Genomic DNA, 17,996 nt, shown 5'->3' with positions numbered 1-17,996 from the left:
ATAATCGAGCAGAGCGTGCAGTGAAGCCCTTTGTGATAGGTCGTAAGGCTTGGCTATTCTCGTACACCAATACAGGTGCGAACGCGAGTGCAATTTTATATAGTTTGGTTGAAACAGCAAAAGCGAATGATCTTATTGTTCATGATTATATCGCAACCTGCTTGCAGCAGATTGCTGAAAACCCGAATGATATTGATGCGTTGCTACCATGGAATATTAAGCGTAGCTAGGTGCCATTACCCAGACGCTTACGATATATTCAGAAGGGGCTTTTATCATATTCGCTCTAACTGGGTTTAACTCAATGTAACGGACAACTACAATAGGTTGTACAACGTCCTTCCCACAGCGTTCCCGTTCACTTATAGCTGTAACGCACATATTGATGTGCAAGCCCTGCATCATTGTGCTATTCCTTCGTTACTACAAGGGTGCATAATATGTGAACATGGTTAGTCATAAATACCCAAGCATGAATATCAACATCAAACATCTATTAATCAACCGGCATAAGTTGCAAAATCTTGCTCACAAGCAAAGCAAACGTGGTGATTATTGCCCCGTTGAATTATCTGTTGTGGAACACCAATTGGGCTAACACGAGGTAATCTTGTCATATTTAACTCCTCACAGTGGTAGGGTGCCAAACAGGGCGAGCAATATTCCAATACACATGGTAAGCACTTATTATAAATTGGTCGATTAAACAAATTATCGAGTTTCGTTAATGAGTTCAAGCAGGTATGATGTTGTTCCTTATAAAATCATAAAATGAGCAATAGATGTCTGTTTCAAATTTTGTATTACCGGTGATAGACCCTATCGCAATTAGCCTTGGCCCTCTTGATATTCGTTGGTATGGCTTAATGTATCTGGTGGGTTTTCTGTTTGCATTTTGGATGGCCAATCGCCAGTGTGATCGTTCTAATGGTGTTTGGACACGCGAGCAAGCAAGTGATCTTCTTTTTTATGGCTTCATGGGTGTTATTTTAGGGGGGCGTGCGGGTTATGTGTTTTTCTATCAGATGCCTCAGTTCTTAGACAACCCTGTCTACCTGTTTAAAATTTGGGAAGGTGGCATGTCATTCCACGGTGGCGTGGTAGGCGTGGTGTTAGCTATCACTTATTATGCACTAAAGAATAAACGTTCTATTTTATCGGTGGGCGATTTTATTGTGCCACTATTACCTGTGGGACTCGGCGCAGGGCGTATCGGGAATTTTATAAACTCAGAGTTATGGGGGCGTGTTACCGATTCACCTTTCGGTATTATCTTCCATAATGGCGGGCCACTTGCCCGCCATCCCTCACAGCTTTATGAGTTTGCCTTAGAAGGTGTGGTGTTATTTATTATATTGATGTGGTTTATTCGTAAACCTCGTCCTGCAGGCTCAGTCGCTGGACTCTTTTTACTTGGTTATGGTGTGTTCCGTATTATTGTTGAATTTGCCCGTGAGCCAGATGCCCATCTTGGCTTCTTGACCTTTGGTTTGACCATGGGGCAGATACTTTCTGTGCCGATGGTGATTGCTGGTATCGCATTAATGGTTTATGGCTACTGCCGTCAATCTCCAGAAAACGGCGCGCTTAAAACGAAGAGAAATTAACAATGAAACAATATTTAGATCTATGTAAACGTATTGTTGAGCAAGGCGATTGGATTGAAAATACCCGCACGGGTAAACGCTGTTTAACGGTGATCAACGCGGATCTTGAATATGATGTGAAAAATAATCAGTTCCCAATGATCACCACCCGTAAAAGTTATTATAAATCAGCCATTGCAGAATTTTTAGGTTATATCCGTGGTTACGATAACGCTGCTGATTTTCGTGCGTTAGGCACAAAAACATGGGATGCCAATGCTAACCTCAATAAAGCATGGCTCAATAACCCTGCACGTAAAGGTACTGACGATATGGGGCGTGTTTACGGAATTCAAGCGCGTAGTTGGAAGAAACCTGATGGCACTGTGATTGACCAACTACAGAAAGTGGTGGATAACTTAACCAAAGGCATCGATGATCGCGCGGAAATTATTACTTTTTATAATCCGGGTGAATTTGACCTTGGTTGTTTACGTCCTTGCATGCACACCCACACTTTTTCGCTGCTGGGTGATACGTTACATTTAACAAGTTACCAGCGTTCATGTGATGTGCCGCTGGGTCTTAACTTTAACCAAGTGCAAGTATTTACTTTCTTAGCATTAATGGCGCAGATCACGGGTAAAAAAGCGGGCACGGCTTATCATAAAATTGTGAATGCACATATCTATGAAGATCAGTTAGCACTGATGCGCGATGTGCAGCTGAAACGTCAGCCTTTCCCCTCTCCACAATTGAAAATAAACCCTAAAATCAAGTCATTAAAAGATTTAGAAACATGGGTGACCATGGATGACTTTGAAGTGCTGGGTTATGAGTTTCATGAAGGTATTAAATATCCCTTTTCGGTTTAGTGGATAGTCAGAAAAAACCCGCTTAATGAACGTTAAGGATCGGCTTCAAAATTACTTGCGCTTTTGTTTTCAAAATAACCAGTCACTTAAGGATTTTTGGAAACAATTTATCGCAAGTTATTGTGTAACGATCCCTAAGCGGGCTTTTTGTTGTTCTTAATACAAGTGTTCATTTTTTAATACGGTAGTTCTTTTTCATTTTTAGAGTGATGTGAACCAGTGCGATTAAAACAGGCACTTCTACTAACGGCCCTATGACACCTGCAAATGCCTCCGGAGAGTTTAATCCAAATATTGCAATAGAAACGGCGATGGCGAGTTCAAAATTATTACCCGTTGCGGTATATGCAATGGAGGCGTTTTTATCAAAATCTAACCCCATTTTTTTGGCCGTGAAAAAACTGATAAAAAACATTAAACAGAAATAGATAATCAATGGTATTGCCACCAATATCACTTGCGAGGGCAGTTCAAAAATCATCTCACCTTTTAAGCTAAACATGAAGACAATGGTTGCTAACAATGCGATTAAAGTGATGGGAGATATTGCAGGGAGATATTTTTCAACATACCATTGCTCACCTTTAAATTTAACTAAAATCACACGGCTTACATAACCTGCTATAAAAGGGATACCCAGATAAATTGCAACACTTTTTGTTATCTCAGCGATAGAGATATCAATTAACTGACCTTTTACACCAAAGTAGGGCGGTAATACGGTGATGAACAACCACGCTAAAAAACTGTAAGTGATTATCTGAAAAATACTGTTTAAGGCAACCAACGCTGCCGCGTACTCTTTATTGCCACCACCAATATCATTCCACACTAATACCATGGCAATACAACGTGCCAGACCAATCAAAATAACCCCCGTCATCAGGTGTGGATGATCACCAAGGAAAATAATCGCTAAAATAAACATTAAGATAGGGCCCACTAACCAGTTCATGATTAACGATAAACTGATTGCTTTTCTGTCTTTTAATACCTTACCGAGCAAGCTGTAATTTACTTTTGCGAGTGGTGGATACATCATTAAAATAAGTCCAATTGCCAGTGGTACATTGGTTGTACCAAAGGAAACAAGTGAATTTAAAGTGCTGACTTGATCGGTAAAAAGCACACCAATGAGTACGCCAAACCCCATTGCTATAAAAATCCATAAGGTTAAAAAACGGTCTAAAAAATTAAGTTTACTGTTCATAAAATGACTCCCTTACTGGTAAGTTGTGGCAAATAGATTGGAAAAATAATTGAGCTGTTTTGTTGATATTTGATAACAAACTTTTGTTGCTTGCGGTGTCGCGTCGATAAACCCTGCTTTAATTAAAACACGCAGATGCTCAGAAACAGTGGATTGTGCCAGTCCTAATTCAGAGACTAAGTTGCTGTTTAAACAACCGCCGAGTTGGTCTAATTTAAAGAGGATTTTTAAGATGCGGATACGTGCCGGGTGTGCAAGTGCTTTCGCTAAATGTGCGAGTGCTTTTTCACTCTTTAGTTCATTGACTGATGTATTTGTTAAATTTGAATTTATATCGTTGCAGTTAGCCATTATCACATCACCTATTAATCGTTAAAATACGATTATAGGCTTGTGGCTACGTTAGTCAATCGCTATTTCACGATTAACTGGTGTAAAAAGTACTTTTATTTAGGGATCAGGCTAGGCGAAGATGCTCTTTTTCCTTGATTCAGGCTACCATTTTCATGTTGATCGGCTATTAGAAGTTGTTCAAATTCAGTTGCTGGTAGTGGCTTGCTATACAGGTAGCCTTGGCCGTATTCACAGTGTAACTGTTTTAGGAAATCTGCCTGTTGTTGCAACTCTATTCCTTCTGCAACCACTTTCATATTGAGTGCTTTTGCCATGGCAATAATGGCGGTGACCAGTGATCGGTCTGACTCGTTATTGGTTAGGTTCATCACAAATGCACGATCTATTTTTAGCTTGTTAAAAGCATATTTTTGCAAGTAGCTCAGTGCCGAATAACCCGTTCCAAAATCATCAATACTTAACTGAATGTTTAAATTTTGCAGTTCTTTTAACATATCAAAAAGCGCATGCCCTTGATTAATAAGTAAACTTTCGGTGACTTCTACATCCAGTTTTTCACTGGGTAAGCCTGTTTTATGCAGGATACTTTTAATTTGTGAGAGTAGCGCTTTACAGTCCCTAAATTGCACACTGGAAAAGTTAACTGCGATTTGAATCGGGTATATTTTCTGCCATTTAGCCGCTTTTTGACAAGCTTCTGTGAGTGCAAATTCACCGAGGAAATGGATTAAACCATTACGCTCAGCAATGATAATAAATTCATCGGGAGGGACGAAACCTAGCTCATCATCTGTCCAGCGCATTAATGCTTCTGCACCAACAATTTTTCCTGAGTTAAGATCAACCAATGGCTGGTAGTACATCTCTAGTTTATTGTTGTCAATGGCGTGGCGTAAACGTCGATTAATGGTGACATTGCGTAATACCTCCGCATTCATGCTGGCATTATAAAAACTAAAGTTATTTTTACCTTCATCTTTGACACGATATAGTGCCATATCTGCACATTTTAAAAGGTTATCAGGGGTATCCCCATCTTGTGGGTAGATAGATAAACCGATGCTGGTGGAGGTGAAAAACTGTTGCCCTTGTAGATTAAAAGGCTGTTCAAACAAAGAGAGTACTTGAACTGCGAGCATGGTTGCTTGATGATCACTTTTAAGCTCAGGAAAAATAAGTAAAAACTCATCACCTCCTAAGCGTGCAACGGTATCTGTTTTACGCACGGAGGCGAGTAAGCGTCTGCTTGATTCAATCAATACTTGGTCACCTGCACTGTGGCCCAAGGTATCGTTAATCAGTTTGAAGTTATCAATATCAATGTACATCAAGAGAATTTTGGTGTTATTGCGTTTACTGGTATCAATGGCATGAGATAAACGTTTTAAGCTGTAATTTCTGTTCGCTAGATCGGTTAATGAATCGTGAGTAGCTTGATACTCAAGCACTTTTTCAGATGCTTTACGTTTGTTTATCTCTATTTCTAGGCGTTTATTATGCTGTGATAGTTGCTGTTGTTGGCGTTGAGATAGGCTGACTTTTATTTGTAAAATGGTATTGTTATGTTCAATACGAATGAGGTAATAGAGCCCGAAAAAAACAGGAAAAGCCAGCACCGAGATAGCCCAAACAAACCAGTGTGAAGTGAATAAATCTTGTTCACTAACTGTTTCATACCAACCTCTCAGTAATAAGGGAGTCCTTTTTATGGGCTTTTCAAAAATCAGTAAATTCTCGTTTTTTGTATGTTTATCTGCTGGTATATGCCCTGAATGTTGCAATGAATCCCAAATAAATAGTTTGCCGACATCACTCACTAATTCTACGTGACTACCGCTACCAAGGTACTCTTGAGCGGTTAATTGCTGCACAATAATTTGGTTATTTATTTCTGCAACAATAAAAGCAATGGGATCGCCATTAAGGTAAACAAGTTGCAATAATTTAACGCTGATGCTGTTTTTGTTGTTGATGGTGGTGGCTTCAATATGGATTGAGCGAGGATTTTTTATCAGGTTTTTTATATTAATGTTCCCTAAATGAAAGGGGGCATTACTGTTATTAAGAATAATAGTGCCATCAAGGTTGAACAGTAAAATACGCTTAAAAATAGCGGTTTGATCTATTTTTCTTTCATCGCAGAGCTGAGCCATTAATGCTTCTAATTTGAAGAGACTTGCACCGAGTCCATAAGTCATTGACATCCCAGAGCTGCGATTGTAAAAAAAAGTACTCATGGTTTTATCTTTTGATAACACCAAAATATTATGCTGTGAGACATCAAAAAAGTAACTTAATGTATCAGCGTAATGTGCAACTTTTAATTGTAACTCGTTATGTTGTGATTCATTTAACTTGTTTTGTCCTAAGTGAGTCACCGCTAAAATAAGGACTAGATAACCCGCCAACATAATACCTGCTGCTATAATGGCTGTTTTACTGGTTATCAATTTAAACAGTGCCATGCTTCTTTAGCCTTTTTTTTGAGGGGTAAAAAAATCACCGTAAAAATGAAAAACGGAGGGGTAGTATTTTTTAACCAGTTGATTGTAACGGCCATCTTTTTTTAGTTGGCGTAAATAGAGATTAAAGGCGTTACGTAGTTCTGGTGAGTCTTTACGAAAAGCGACAGCCATGCGTTGATCTTTGGAAATAGGACCAATTATTTTAATTTCTCCTGGCCACTTTTGTAATGCAATTAAACTGTCGGGTACATCAAGCAAAGTGCTTTCCGCATCATTATTTAAGATAGCGGGAATCATCTCATTTAATTTTCGTGCTCTAACGGGTAAAATAATATTAGCACCGGTATTATATAAATTATAAAGGTCGGGATCCAAACAGGAATATTTCATGGCTAATACATCCACATTGTTGATTAATGCTTTTACCTGTTTGATATCTTGCTCAATAGAGTTACTGGGTATAATAGGTTGTAGGCTTGAGTCTGAACGAGCGACTAACCAGACGGCTGAAGGAAAATATGCATCGGAAAAATCCACCACCTGTTTACGCCAATCAAGAATCGTGGCGCCATTTGCGATGATATCGCCTGCTATTGGCTGACGATACTCACCAATGACGAGCTGTTTGTTTTTATAATGTGCACTTTCTCCATTAAGCAGGGTAAAAACATTCGCCCACGTTGCTTTTACGTATTGGTAACGTAGGCCAAGGTGATCTGCAAAACCACGCATTAATTCCACATCAAGCCCCGCTTCAATGCTTTTATTACCCTGTGTATATTGTGTGACAAAATTGGCATAAGGCACACCAATATGGCGTAAAACACCCTCTGCTTTTATTTCAGCAAGATCTCTTGCTTGTAAAAAAAAACTACTGATCATGAATAAAAAAACAAAAAATCCGCGCATTAAATGAAGCCGTTGTATTGTTTTTTTCATTGTTGATCCTTGCTCTTTAATCGAACGTTTTATAATGTTGCTACTGTGTTCTTTTGTTACTTAGTAATCATAGGCGGCTTTGATGAAATTGTGACTAATTAGACCCTGTTTTTTAGACTTGAAAGCAAATCGCATTAAGCGATCTGCTTCTCTTTTACACAGTTTGATAGACCTGTTGCATCGCTTCAACTAATTCAAATATATCCTTTTCATTATGAAAAAGGTGTGTTGAGATACGTAGTGCATGTGTCTCTTGTGCATCGGTCGAATGCACTTTAAAATCAGTAGTGCGGATAATGAAGCCATTTTCTTCACGTAATTTATCCCTCAATACGGTTAACATTGGCAAGTCATGTTGATCATCAAAAGGGTTGAAAGTAGTCAGTCCACTGCTGAGTTCGGGAATATTAGGCGCATAAAAATGTGCATCAGGGAAAGCATGAAGTAATAATGTTTTACACAGGTCGCTTAGTTGCAATATACGCCGTTCAATTTTATCTCGTCCAATCTCATCCCATAGTTGGCAGGCATCGCAAAGCGCTTGTTTTGCAGGATAATTATCATTGCCGATATATTGCAGTTGTAATTGTGTGCCTAAAAAATCAGCGTGACCCAGTGACGAATTAATAAACCACAGTGGATTGTCTCTGTCACTCCAATATTGATCTAAACGCTTGGCGCTGTCTAAAACAAATAAAATACCCGTTGCCCCTGCACCACATTGCCATTTGTGGCCTGACCCTGCATAAAAATCACAACCGATATCATGAAAATCAAGATTAAACATACCAATGGTATGTGCGCCATCAATGAGTGTCGGGATTGCGTTGGGGATAGCAACTTCCTGACATATTCGTTTTGCGGGTAGCGTTGTCCCCGTTTTGTAAGTGACATGGGAAAAGCAGATTAAGCGCACACGCGCACCATATTCTGCGACCGCATCGGTAAAGAGATCCACAAAATCTTGGCTACTAATCTCATTGCTACCAGTGTAAACGGGAATATCAAGATAAACGACTTCTACGCCATAGCGCTGTGTCACTACATGAAAAGGGGAATTGGCAGCGACATGCTCATGATGTGTGGTTAAAATAACATCACCCGCTTCAAAGTGTAATCCGTTGAGAATGCTACACATGCCATCGGTGGTATTACGGCTAAGAATTATCTCGTTAGATTGTGCACCAAAGCTTGGGGCTATTTTTTCAACCATCTCTGAGACATAAGGCCAGTGGCCAAATTTACCCTGCATATCCCATGGGGTCTTTGCGACAATACGATTATTTTTATTATATTCCGCTAATACCGATTTAGGCATTGAGCCCGTCGTACCAATGTTCATGTAAGTGGTTTTTTTATCGAGCAGAAACTCTTTTTTTACTTTTTTCCAAAAATGTTTGTCTGAGTGATGCTTATTTAATGTTGACCAATCGGTACTTGCTTGTACTTTATTACTCATCATTGTGGCTGCAATGCCTGTCAGCGCTAACCCTGCGCTACTTTTTAGGAAAAAACGGCGATCTAACGAGGTGGCTTTATTACTGTTTGTCTCATTCATCATTAACTCCATTTATAAAAACATCATGAATGATTGATCGTAGAGTAGCTTGATGACATTGTTATTAAAAATATTCTTTAATATGACATTTAAGTTGCTTTTTTGAAATAGATCGCCATTGAGACAACATATTGTTAAATGGGTTTAATGATGTTGTAGAAAAGATTGCTTGTTATTTCCTCTGCGTTTAAAAAACAACCGATAAAAAGCAATTATTGATGGGGATCACGTTTTATTGCTGTATACTGCGCGACCAATTAAACACCTTTATACAATATTGCTAGTTCGCTAGTTAATATAAATTAGCTAATACTAGGAATCTTATTTTGATCGCAACCTCTAATATCACCATGCAATTTGGCCCAGAAGCCCTGTTTGAAAATATCTCTGCTAAATTTGGACACGGAAATCGTTACGGATTAATCGGCGCAAATGGCTGTGGTAAATCTACTTTTATGAAAATTTTAAGCGGTGAGTTAGTACCAACTTCGGGCAATGTTTCAATTACCCCAGGATTTAAAGTGGGTACTTTGAGCCAAGATCAGTTTGCTTTTGAAACGTTCAGCGTAATTGATACGGTGATCATGGGTGATACTGCATTGTGGAAAATAAAACAAGAGCGTGACGCTATCTATGCGAAAGCGGATATGAGTGAAGCCGATGGCATGCGTGTTGGCGACCTTGAAAGCCAGTTTGCAGAGATGGACGGTTATAGCGCAGAAAGTCGTGCGGGTGAAATTTTATTAGAAGCGGGTATTGAAGAGTCATTTCATTACGGTTTAATGCAACAGGTTGCACCGGGTTGGAAACTACGTGTTTTACTTGCCCAAGCGCTGTTTGCAAATCCTGAAATATTACTACTCGATGAGCCAACCAATAACTTGGATATTCATACCATTAGCTGGCTTGAAGGTGAGTTAAACAAACGTAAATGTACCATGATCATCATCTCTCATGATCGCCATTTCTTAAATGCAGTGTGTACTCATATGGCCGATATTGATTATGGTGAACTGCGTATTTACCCGGGTAACTACGAGTATTTCTTAGCACAATCAAGTCTATTACGTGAGCAATTACTGTCAGGTAATGAGAAGAAAACGGCAGAAATTGCAGAGTTACAAGACTTTGTAAACCGTTTTGGAGCCAATGCGTCAAAAGCCAAACAAGCAAGCTCGCGTGCCAAGAAAATGGATAAAATAAAGCTCGATGATGTTAAATCATCAAGTCGAATGAGTCCTAGCCTCAGTTTTGCACCAGGTAAAAAGATGCATCGTCAAGCATTGGTATTAGAAAACTTTGGGCACGGATTTGATGGTGAAGTGTTGTTCGAAAAGGGTGAACTTATTTTAGAAGCAGGCGCTAAACTGGCTATCATCGGCGAAAATGGTGTGGGTAAAACAACCCTATTACGTTGCCTTGTCAATGAATTACAGAATAATGAAGGTGTAGTGAAGTGGTCTGAAAATGCCATCATCGGTTATTGCCCACAGGATAGCGGTAAGTTATTTGAAAATGAGTTAACCATTATGGATTGGATGTCACAATGGCGCCGATCTTGTCATAGTGATCTCATGGTACGTGGTATGTTAGGGCGCTTATTGTTTAGTGATGATGATGCCAACAAAAAAGCGCGTAACTGCTCAGGTGGAGAGAAAAATCGTCTGTTATTTGGTATGTTGATGATGTCTGACTTAAACGTGTTGATTATGGATGAGCCGACTAACCACATGGATATGGAAGCGATTGAAGCGTTAAACGGTGCACTTAAACTGTTTGAAGGTACGCTGATTATCGTCAGTCACGATCGTGAATTTGTATCATCACTGGCAACACGCATTATTGATATCAAAGATAAAAAGATGGTTGATTTCCAAGGTACGTTAGACGAGTACCTTGCAAGTGAAAGTGAAGCGCAAGCGAGAAAAGTCGCGTAATAAAAACGGCAAGACTGAAGTCTTACTTCCAAGATAATGGAAGTAAGACGTCGGTTCTGCCTTGATTTTAAGCTAAATCAAGGTCAAAATACGCAAGACTAAAGTCTCACCTCCGACACGCAAGACTAAAGCCTCACTTCCGATTAAAACGTTAGATCCAATCTATTTTTCCAGTAAATACTTAATTGTCGTAGCCATTTTCTCTGTTGTATCATGTCCTGACGTGATTAACTGGTACTTACCTTTAATAATAAAAGTAGGCACAGAGTTGATTTTTGATTGTTCAGATAAAATGGAAATCTCTTCAAGACGTTGAAATAAAACTTCGGTTTGTTGCTCATTATAATTAAATGGACTCACCAAGCCGCGTGATTCAAAAACGTTGTTCATCGCTATTTCTTTCTGCTCTGCACTGCTTTCGTTTGGCATCTGAATCGTCTCAAACAACTCAATCATAAATTGATGATCAGGTGTTTTTCTGAGTTGCATCTCTGCTGCATAATAAAAAATGGCTGCATTATACGCAGACTGATTAAAGGTGATATGCATTTTGTTAATATCTTGCCCTACCGCTTTCTGTAGCTCAGGAATAATATCTTCCATGGCACGGCAATGCCCACAGGTTAATGAAAAGACCTCTGTGATTGGCGCAAACTTTTCACTGTTTAATGTTTCTGGTAACAGTTGATACTGTTTGCCCTCAACAGGGGTTGGTGCTTCACTACAAGCACTGAGAAAAGAGAGTAGCGCGAAGCTGAGTAAAAGGTTTTTAAATTTCATTCTGTTGCCTTGTGTAAAGTAGAGTTTGTTATGAACTTTTTGCTAAATTAGCGTTCAAAGGAATAATACGTCGATCAAACTGTAATTACTAAGAGATCTTTTATTTTGATAAAAAAAATAACCAACTACCTCGCATCAATACTACAAGTTGCGCCAGAAAATGAAAAAACAGATAAACGCATCGCCATCGCATCATTATTATGTGCGGTTGCCTACGCAGATCACGATACCTCTACGGTGGAATTATTAACCATTGAGGCAAGCTTAATCGCGTTATTAAAGGTTAATAAAGAAGAGGTTAATGTATTAATGGCGTTAGCAAAAGAGGAGGTCAAAGAATCTACCTCTATTTTTGATTTTACCTCGCAACTGGCAGAGCTTGAACATAAAGAGCGCATCGAGGTGATTGAAGCAATGTGGAAAACGGCGTATGCCGATGACCATTTAGGAGAGATTGAAGAGGCGATTATTCGCCGCGTAGCCGGTTTGATTTACGTGCCACACAGCGAGTTTATTCGTACTAAATTGAAGGTGTTGTCAGAGATGCATTAATACTGCTAAGTCACTTTTAAATACTAAAAAACAGAGAGAGTACGAGCAGACTCGCCATACTGTAATTAAAACCCTTTAAATTTTTAGGATCACTGAGCATTTTTTGCATCTTCTGGCCCGCAAAGACCCATAAACAAGCGGATGGAATATAAGCAACGAAAAAAACAGCCGCGATAATATAAACGGCATAGTGGCTATTCATCCCTGAGCTATAGAGGGTGAGTGCTGATAATGCCAGTGACCAGCCTTTAGGGTTTATCCACTGAAACCCCGCAGCCGATAAAAGACTCATCGGTTTATAGTGTGGCTGATTATTATCAAGATTATTGCTGGTGGCAATTTTATAGGCTAAATACAGAAGGTATGCCAAACATAACCCTTGTAAGGTGCTTTGCAAAGTAGGATAGCTTGTTAAAATCTGCATTAAGCCCAATCCCACTAAAATGATCATAAAAGAGAAACCGAACAAAATACCCAGCATATGCGGAATGGTGCGGTAAAAGCCGATATTAGCGCCCGATGTCATCAGCATAATATTATTAGGACCCGGTGTGATGCTACCAATTAAGGCAAAAGTACTTAATGCGAGTAGATGAGAGTATTCCATGGTTGTCTTCCTGCTTGATTGTTTGTACTGATATCTTATGTGGAAATTGACTGAATTTTGTGTTTATATTTGCTTGTAATTAGCTATTTTCACAAGGAATATTGATAATGGACAGGTTTGACGAAAGAATATTGCGCGAGTTGAAATTGGATGGCAGATTGTCTAATGTGCTGTTGGCAGAGCGTATTGGTCTTTCCCCTTCTGCGACATTACGTCGCGTACAGGAGTTGGAAAAAAGTGATGTGATTGCAGGGTATCGTGCGGTATTAAACCCTGCCCAGTGTGGTATTGAGTTTATCGCTTATGTTTCGATTGGACTTTCTAACCACAGTAAAGCCTCTCAATTACATTTTGAAGAGGCAATCTCAGTCGCTAAAGAGGTGGTGGAATGCCACAATATTACTGGATCAAGTGAATATTTATTAAGGGTAGAAACTAAAAATCTGGCTGCTTATAAACAGTTTCATATGGATGTGATTGGTAATATTCCACAGGTGAATGCCGTTGCGACTTCTGTGGTGATGGACAGCCCAAAAGATGAACGAGCTTAATCGGTTATTTAGATTAAACTCGCATCACTTTTATTTCATATTATCTTAATGTAACAAACTCTTCAGCGCTGGTGGGGTGAATAGCAATACAGCTATCAAAGTCTGCTTTGGTTGCGCCCATCTTCATCGCCACGCCAAAGCCTTGCAAAATTTCATCTGATGCAAAACCGATGCAGTGTAAGCCCACTACCTTTTGTTCGGCTCCTGCACAAACTAGCTTCATACGAGTCGGTTGGCGCATTGATGTTAACGCGGTATACATACTGGTAAATTGCGAAGTATAAACCGTGAGGTTCTCTTTCCCATATTGTGTTTCCGCTTCTAGCTCACTTAAACCTATCGTGCCAATCGGTGGATGACTAAACACCACGGTCGGTACTAATGTTGCATCTAAGTGTGCATCAAGCTGTCCGTTAAATAGACGTTCTGAAAGTAAGCGACCCGCTTTAATCGCAACAGGGGTTAGTTGGATTTCACCGGTATTATCACCCACGGCATAAATGCCCTGTGCAGAGGTGTTTTGGTATTTATCTACCTTGATGAAGTTATACTCGTTAAGTTCAACATTGGTATTTTCAAGGCCGATATTATCATTCGCAGGGGTACGTCCAATCGCCCAAACTAAACAATCAACGGTGATTGATTTTTCATTTTCTAACTGTAACGTTAAACTACCATCACTGTTTTTAATCACCGATTTAGGCACAGAATCAGTATGTAGCGTGGGTCCTTCTGCTTGCATCACTTCCACTAAGGTTGACGATAACATACTATCAAACTCACGCAGTATGGTGTGTTTACGACATAACAGGTGAGTCTCACTCTCTAATGCATTAAATACCCCGGCTATCTCAACGGCGATATAACCTGCACCAACCACCGCAACACGTTTCGGTTGTGCTTGCAGTGCAAAGAAACCATCGGAGGTAATGCCAAACTCCGCACCAGGAATGTTAGGAACCGTAGGGCGACCTCCTGTTGCAATAGTGATATGCGGTGCGGTGAGCTGCTTGCCGTTAACCTCAATGGTATGATCGTTAATAAACGTCGCGAAGCCGTTGATGACAGTCACATTGTTATTAGCAAGGTTACGATCGTAAGACTGATGAATACGACCGATATAGGCATCGCGACTTTCAATCAGCTTTTCCCAACTAAATTTCTGTAGTGGTGCATCAAAACCATAATCAGGTGCGTAACGTAGCGCATCGGCAATTTGCCCCGCATACCACATCGCTTTTTTAGGGACACAACCCACGTTGACACAAGTGCCACCGAGCGCTTTTGCTTCGATAATGGCCACTTTTTTGCCATGCATGGATGCACGATTGGCTGAGGCGATACCACCACTGCCACCACCAATACAGATATAATCAAAATCGAAATTATTAGTTGTCATGTTTGCTCCTGAATATTTTGGTTTTATTTGCAAGCAGGACTTTAGTCCTGCTCTATATTATATTTTTATTCTGTAACACTCTTATAAGCCCAATTTAACCAAGGCATGAGTGCTTCTAAATCACTCTGTTCAACGGTGCTACCACACCAAATACGTAAACCACTGGGTGCATCTTTGTAAGCGCCAATATCAAAAGCCACTTGATTATCAGTAAGGAGTTTAATGAATGCTTTTAACTGCTCATTATTAAGGTCAACCGATAAACAAACGCTGGTATTAGAACGAGTATTCTGTTTTTCAGCTAAAAAGTTGATCCAGTTGTTTTTAGTAACAAATTTTTCTAATACGGCAAGATTAGATTGTGATTTTTGAATGCTTGCTTGCACACCACCAATTGATTTAACCCAGTTTAGTGCATCTTGGTAATCTGCGATACAAAGCATCGATGGGGTATTAATCGTTGCCCCTTTAAAGATCCCTTCTAGCAGTTTACCACCTGCCGTTAAACGGAAGATCTTCGGCATCGGCCAGCTTGGTGTATGGCTCTCTAAACGTTCAACAGCGCGTGGGCTAAGAATAATAATGCCATGTGCACCTTCACCGCCTAATACTTTTTGCCAACTAAAAGTGGTCACGTCTAGTTTTTCCCAAGGCATCGGCATTGCAAAAACAGCAGAAGTTGCATCACAAATCGTTAACCCGGCACGGTTTTCGCTAATGAAGTCGCCATTTTCAACTTTAACGCCAGACGTTGTGCCATTCCAAGTGAAGATACAATCATTAGCTGGGTTCACTTTACTTAAATCAGGAAGCTGTCCGTAATCTGCTTTTATCTCATTCACATTTTCAAGTTTTAACTGTTTAGTGATATCAGCAAACCAACCTTGACCAAAGGACTCCCAGTAACAAACATCAACAGGACGAGGCCCAAGCAGCGACCACATCATCATCTCCATCGCCCCCGTGTCTGACGCTGGCACAATACCGACACGGTAACCTGCAGGTAGCTTAAGAATGTCAGCGGTATCAGTGATCACTTTTTGCAATGCCTCTTTACCTACGTTTGAGCGATGTGAGCGGCCTAGAGTAGAAAGGTCTAATTGATTAATATCGTAACCCGGGCGCTTAGCGCAGGGGCCTGAAGAAAAATTAGGGTTCGCAGGTTTGATAATTGGTTGAGTGAGCCTCATCGAGGTAAATCCTTTTGATAATGTCTATAGAGCAAAAATACACTAGGCAGTGATTAAAAGCACACTTTTGTTTATTAGTTTTAATAGCTGTTGTTTTTATAAGCAACCAAGCTAAGGAACGCAATAAAGCGCTTTACTTTAATTTTGGCTTAGGTATTATTCACCGCGTCAGTAGGGGTGTAGTTCTAACGGCAGAACGTCGGATTCCAAATCCGAATGTTGATGGTTCGAATCCTTCCACCCCTGCCACATTCAGATGAAGCCCTGACTAGAAATAGTTGGGGCTTTTTCGTTTCTGATAGCCTGCAAAATATTCTCTATCAAATCATGAGAAGCCTCGTCATTACTGCGTTGAGACTTTGTTGTTTCTAGGCCAATGTCTGAAATAGGCAAAAGCTTACAGCTAACTTCTTACTTAATTATCCCCTCTACTTACTACCAATTCATAAATTATTCTTGTCCATATACTGTCCGACCATGTGCGTAATGTGTGTGCAACGAAAGCCACTGTTTACAATGGTTCTCTACTGCTTTAAAACGCTACTCCCAACATACTCAATCTACTAATTTCCTCTTTTCCGGGTCTTTTTACTGTCCCTCTACTGTCCTTTGAATCCATAACCGCTTACTTAATGCCGTGCTGGTGGGCGTTTTAGCAATATTTATAGCCATATATTAATTCCTTGAACACATAACCAAGGAGTTAATCATGTTAAAAAAATTAAAATTCACCACCAATAAATTACGTGCATTACCTTGTAATGATAAAGACTCATCATCCACCGATTTAGAGTTTTCAGATACAGAAGTGAGTGGGCTTAAATGCTTGTCAGGTAAGAATGGCAGTAAACGATTTCTGTTTCGTTATCGCTATCAAGGACGAAAGGGGAGTATTGCTATTGGTCGCTTTCCTGATGTTGACTTATCAACTGCTAGAAAGGTAGCACGACAGCACAAAGGCTTATTGGCAGAGGGCATTAACCCTAAAGCGAAACGTGATGCCGTCAACACCTTTCCTACTGTGTATGATTTTTTCTGGAATACTTACCTACCACTAGCTAAGAAACATAAACGCTCATGGCAAGATGATGTGTCACGCTTCAAGTTACACTGCAAGTCACTATTTTCACTTCCATATAACGAAGTCACTGCCCATCAAATAATGCAATTGCATTTGAAAATGAGTGAATCATCCAGTGAATACCGCCCTTATGCACCAAGTACCTGTAACCGCGTTTTGGCCTTGATTAAAACAATGGGAAAATTGGCTAATCAACTGCTAGATATAACCAATGTGGCAGATAAAGTGTCTTTGTTACCTGAAGATAATGCCCGTACTCGTTATTGTACTATTGATGAAATTAAACGTCTGATTGGTGCCTCACTCGCCTATAAAGATATTTACGCTGGCTCACTGATAGCACTACTGTTTTTATTGGGTTGTCGTGAATCCGAATTGCGTTTAAGAAAGTGGAGTGATGTTGACTTGTATAACAAAACTATTCGTGTACCACGCACTAAAAATGGTAGTTATCATATCTTGTATCTCTCAGATTTAATGCTCGATATTATCAATAAGCTACCGAGGGTAAAGGGCAATCCTTATATGTTTGTAGGGCGTTTTAAACGGGGTTGTATCAATCGACCGTAAGCGTCAGGGCAACCACACCTTCATCTAATTTCTGATCTCAGTTATGTTATTTTCAAGTCAAATAAAAGGAAATAACAATGAAAATAACGCGCAACGAAACACAATGGCAGACCCTAGTAAAAAATCAACAAACCAGTGGGTTAACTATTTCAGATTACTGTCAACAACATCACTTATCAACGTCTAGCTTCTACACTTTCAAGAAAAAACTAGGCCTAACATCCAACAGCTTTGTTCGCGCTAAAGTGATACAACAAATTGAATTTATGGAAGAACAACCATCAATCACACTCTCTGTTGGTAAGGCAAACGTCACTTTGCCTGCAACAACGCCCGCCACAT

At 39.8% G+C, this 17,996-nt stretch carries 17 protein-coding genes and 1 tRNA gene; 9 read left to right on the top strand and 9 right to left on the bottom strand.

The features are described from left to right. The 3 genes from G322_RS0111010 to G322_RS0110990 form a co-directional block, all read left to right on the top strand. Positions 1 to 230, top strand: a 230-nt coding sequence (locus G322_RS0111010; protein WP_022941836.1) for an IS66 family transposase, incomplete at its 5' end; no start/stop codon positions are given. A 552-nt stretch (positions 231 to 782) separates the two neighbouring features. Further along, a complete protein-coding gene (gene lgt / locus G322_RS0110995; RefSeq protein ID WP_022941833.1) occupies positions 783 to 1,607 on the top strand; it encodes a prolipoprotein diacylglyceryl transferase in 825 nt (274 codons plus the stop codon). A 2-nt stretch (positions 1,608 to 1,609) separates the two neighbouring features. Then, the gene (locus G322_RS0110990; RefSeq protein WP_022941832.1) at positions 1,610 to 2,461 is read left to right on the top strand and encodes a thymidylate synthase; all 852 of its coding nucleotides are present in this window, start codon (positions 1,610 to 1,612) and stop codon (positions 2,459 to 2,461) included. 169 nt (positions 2,462 to 2,630) lie between these two features. Here the strand turns inward: G322_RS0110990 and arsB are convergent, their stop codons facing one another. The 5 genes from arsB to G322_RS0110965 all read right to left on the bottom strand — a co-directional run bounded on the left by arsB (position 2,631) and on the right by G322_RS0110965 (position 8,990). Beyond that, positions 2,631 to 3,671 (bottom strand): ACR3 family arsenite efflux transporter, encoded by a 1,041-nt coding sequence (gene arsB / locus G322_RS0110985; RefSeq protein WP_022941831.1) that lies wholly within the window; start codon positions 3,669 to 3,671, stop codon positions 2,631 to 2,633. Between the two features lie 12 nt (positions 3,672 to 3,683). Beyond that, positions 3,684 to 4,022 carry an ArsR/SmtB family transcription factor gene (locus tag G322_RS0110980; RefSeq protein WP_028866574.1) on the bottom strand — a complete coding sequence of 113 codons (339 nt, stop codon included), beginning with the start codon at positions 4,020 to 4,022 and terminating at the stop codon, positions 3,684 to 3,686. A 95-nt stretch (positions 4,023 to 4,117) separates the two neighbouring features. Next, on the bottom strand, positions 4,118 to 6,490 hold the full coding sequence (locus tag G322_RS0110975) for a putative bifunctional diguanylate cyclase/phosphodiesterase (RefSeq protein ID WP_022941829.1): 2,373 nt from the start codon (positions 6,488 to 6,490) through the stop codon (positions 4,118 to 4,120). Between the two features lie 6 nt (positions 6,491 to 6,496). Then, a complete protein-coding gene (locus tag G322_RS0110970; RefSeq protein WP_022941828.1) occupies positions 6,497 to 7,429 on the bottom strand; it encodes a transporter substrate-binding domain-containing protein in 933 nt (310 codons plus the stop codon). A gap of 154 nt (positions 7,430 to 7,583) precedes the next feature. Then, on the bottom strand, positions 7,584 to 8,990 hold the full coding sequence (locus tag G322_RS0110965) for an aminotransferase class V-fold PLP-dependent enzyme (protein WP_245542311.1): 1,407 nt from the start codon (positions 8,988 to 8,990) through the stop codon (positions 7,584 to 7,586). A 323-nt stretch (positions 8,991 to 9,313) separates the two neighbouring features. On the opposite strand from G322_RS0110965, the gene G322_RS0110960 reads away from it, so the two are divergent. Next, positions 9,314 to 10,924, top strand: coding sequence for an ABC-F family ATPase (locus G322_RS0110960; RefSeq protein ID WP_022941826.1), 1,611 nt, complete (start codon positions 9,314 to 9,316; stop codon positions 10,922 to 10,924). A gap of 162 nt (positions 10,925 to 11,086) precedes the next feature. On the opposite strand, the gene G322_RS0110955 is transcribed toward G322_RS0110960, so the two are convergent. Beyond that, positions 11,087 to 11,704, bottom strand: coding sequence for a thioredoxin domain-containing protein (locus tag G322_RS0110955; RefSeq protein WP_022941825.1), 618 nt, complete (start codon positions 11,702 to 11,704; stop codon positions 11,087 to 11,089). A gap of 105 nt (positions 11,705 to 11,809) precedes the next feature. Between G322_RS0110955 and G322_RS0110950 the strand changes: the two genes are divergently transcribed. Next, complete coding sequence (locus G322_RS0110950; protein WP_022941824.1) at positions 11,810 to 12,256, top strand: tellurite resistance TerB family protein; 447 nt, start codon at positions 11,810 to 11,812, stop codon at positions 12,254 to 12,256. Positions 12,257 to 12,272: 16 nt separating this feature from the next. Here the strand turns inward: G322_RS0110950 and G322_RS0110945 are convergent, their stop codons facing one another. Continuing rightward, a complete protein-coding gene (locus tag G322_RS0110945) occupies positions 12,273 to 12,863 on the bottom strand; it encodes a LysE family translocator (protein WP_022941823.1) in 591 nt (196 codons plus the stop codon). A gap of 107 nt (positions 12,864 to 12,970) precedes the next feature. Here G322_RS0110945 and G322_RS0110940 point away from each other — a divergent pair, with 107 nt between their 5' ends. Further along, positions 12,971 to 13,414, top strand: coding sequence for an Lrp/AsnC family transcriptional regulator (locus tag G322_RS0110940; RefSeq protein WP_022941822.1), 444 nt, complete (start codon positions 12,971 to 12,973; stop codon positions 13,412 to 13,414). 40 nt (positions 13,415 to 13,454) lie between these two features. On the opposite strand, the gene gorA is transcribed toward G322_RS0110940, so the two are convergent. Beyond that, entirely contained in the window at positions 13,455 to 14,813 is a 1,359-nt protein-coding gene (gorA, locus tag G322_RS0110935) for a glutathione-disulfide reductase (RefSeq protein WP_022941821.1), read from the bottom strand. A gap of 65 nt (positions 14,814 to 14,878) precedes the next feature. Then, complete coding sequence (locus G322_RS0110930) at positions 14,879 to 16,003, bottom strand: phosphoserine transaminase (RefSeq protein ID WP_022941820.1); 1,125 nt, start codon at positions 16,001 to 16,003, stop codon at positions 14,879 to 14,881. A 173-nt stretch (positions 16,004 to 16,176) separates the two neighbouring features. On the opposite strand from G322_RS0110930, the gene G322_RS0110925 reads away from it, so the two are divergent. From G322_RS0110925 to tnpA, 3 genes are all read left to right on the top strand, one after another. Next, positions 16,177 to 16,252, top strand: a tRNA-Trp gene (locus G322_RS0110925). Positions 16,253 to 16,712: 460 nt separating this feature from the next. Then, positions 16,713 to 17,654, top strand: coding sequence for a tyrosine-type recombinase/integrase (locus G322_RS20565; protein ID WP_022941819.1), 942 nt, complete (start codon positions 16,713 to 16,715; stop codon positions 17,652 to 17,654). A 77-nt stretch (positions 17,655 to 17,731) separates the two neighbouring features. Continuing rightward, positions 17,732 to 17,996: IS66 family insertion sequence element accessory protein TnpA (gene tnpA / locus G322_RS0110915; protein WP_022941818.1), on the top strand; the 265-nt coding region annotated here is incomplete at its 3' end.

The organism is Psychromonas hadalis ATCC BAA-638, from assembly GCF_000420245.1.
Taxonomy (GTDB): Bacteria; Pseudomonadota; Gammaproteobacteria; order Enterobacterales; family Psychromonadaceae; genus Psychromonas; species Psychromonas hadalis.
This window is presented reverse-complemented; position numbering and strand designations above follow the sequence as displayed.

Excerpts from the sequence above, each read along its gene's own strand:
- G322_RS20565 (WP_022941819.1), top strand. The coding sequence starts at position 16,713 with ATGTTAAAAAAATTAAAATTCACCACCAATAAATTACGTGCATTACCT.
- G322_RS0110955 (WP_022941825.1), bottom strand. The coding sequence starts at position 11,704 with ATGAAATTTAAAAACCTTTTACTCAGCTTCGCGCTACTCTCTTTTCTC.
- G322_RS0110930 (WP_022941820.1), bottom strand. The coding sequence starts at position 16,003 with ATGAGGCTCACTCAACCAATTATCAAACCTGCGAACCCTAATTTTTCT.
- gorA (WP_022941821.1), bottom strand. The coding sequence starts at position 14,813 with ATGACAACTAATAATTTCGATTTTGATTATATCTGTATTGGTGGTGGC.
- G322_RS0110980 (WP_028866574.1), bottom strand. The coding sequence starts at position 4,022 with ATGGCTAACTGCAACGATATAAATTCAAATTTAACAAATACATCAGTC.
- G322_RS0110940 (WP_022941822.1), top strand. The coding sequence starts at position 12,971 with ATGGACAGGTTTGACGAAAGAATATTGCGCGAGTTGAAATTGGATGGC.
- G322_RS0110975 (WP_022941829.1), bottom strand. The coding sequence starts at position 6,490 with ATGGCACTGTTTAAATTGATAACCAGTAAAACAGCCATTATAGCAGCA.
- G322_RS0110970 (WP_022941828.1), bottom strand. The coding sequence starts at position 7,429 with ATGAAAAAAACAATACAACGGCTTCATTTAATGCGCGGATTTTTTGTT.
- arsB (WP_022941831.1), bottom strand. The coding sequence starts at position 3,671 with ATGAACAGTAAACTTAATTTTTTAGACCGTTTTTTAACCTTATGGATT.
- G322_RS0110965 (WP_245542311.1), bottom strand. The coding sequence starts at position 8,990 with ATGATGAATGAGACAAACAGTAATAAAGCCACCTCGTTAGATCGCCGT.
- G322_RS0110990 (WP_022941832.1), top strand. The coding sequence starts at position 1,610 with ATGAAACAATATTTAGATCTATGTAAACGTATTGTTGAGCAAGGCGAT.
- lgt (WP_022941833.1), top strand. The coding sequence starts at position 783 with ATGTCTGTTTCAAATTTTGTATTACCGGTGATAGACCCTATCGCAATT.
- G322_RS0110945 (WP_022941823.1), bottom strand. The coding sequence starts at position 12,863 with ATGGAATACTCTCATCTACTCGCATTAAGTACTTTTGCCTTAATTGGT.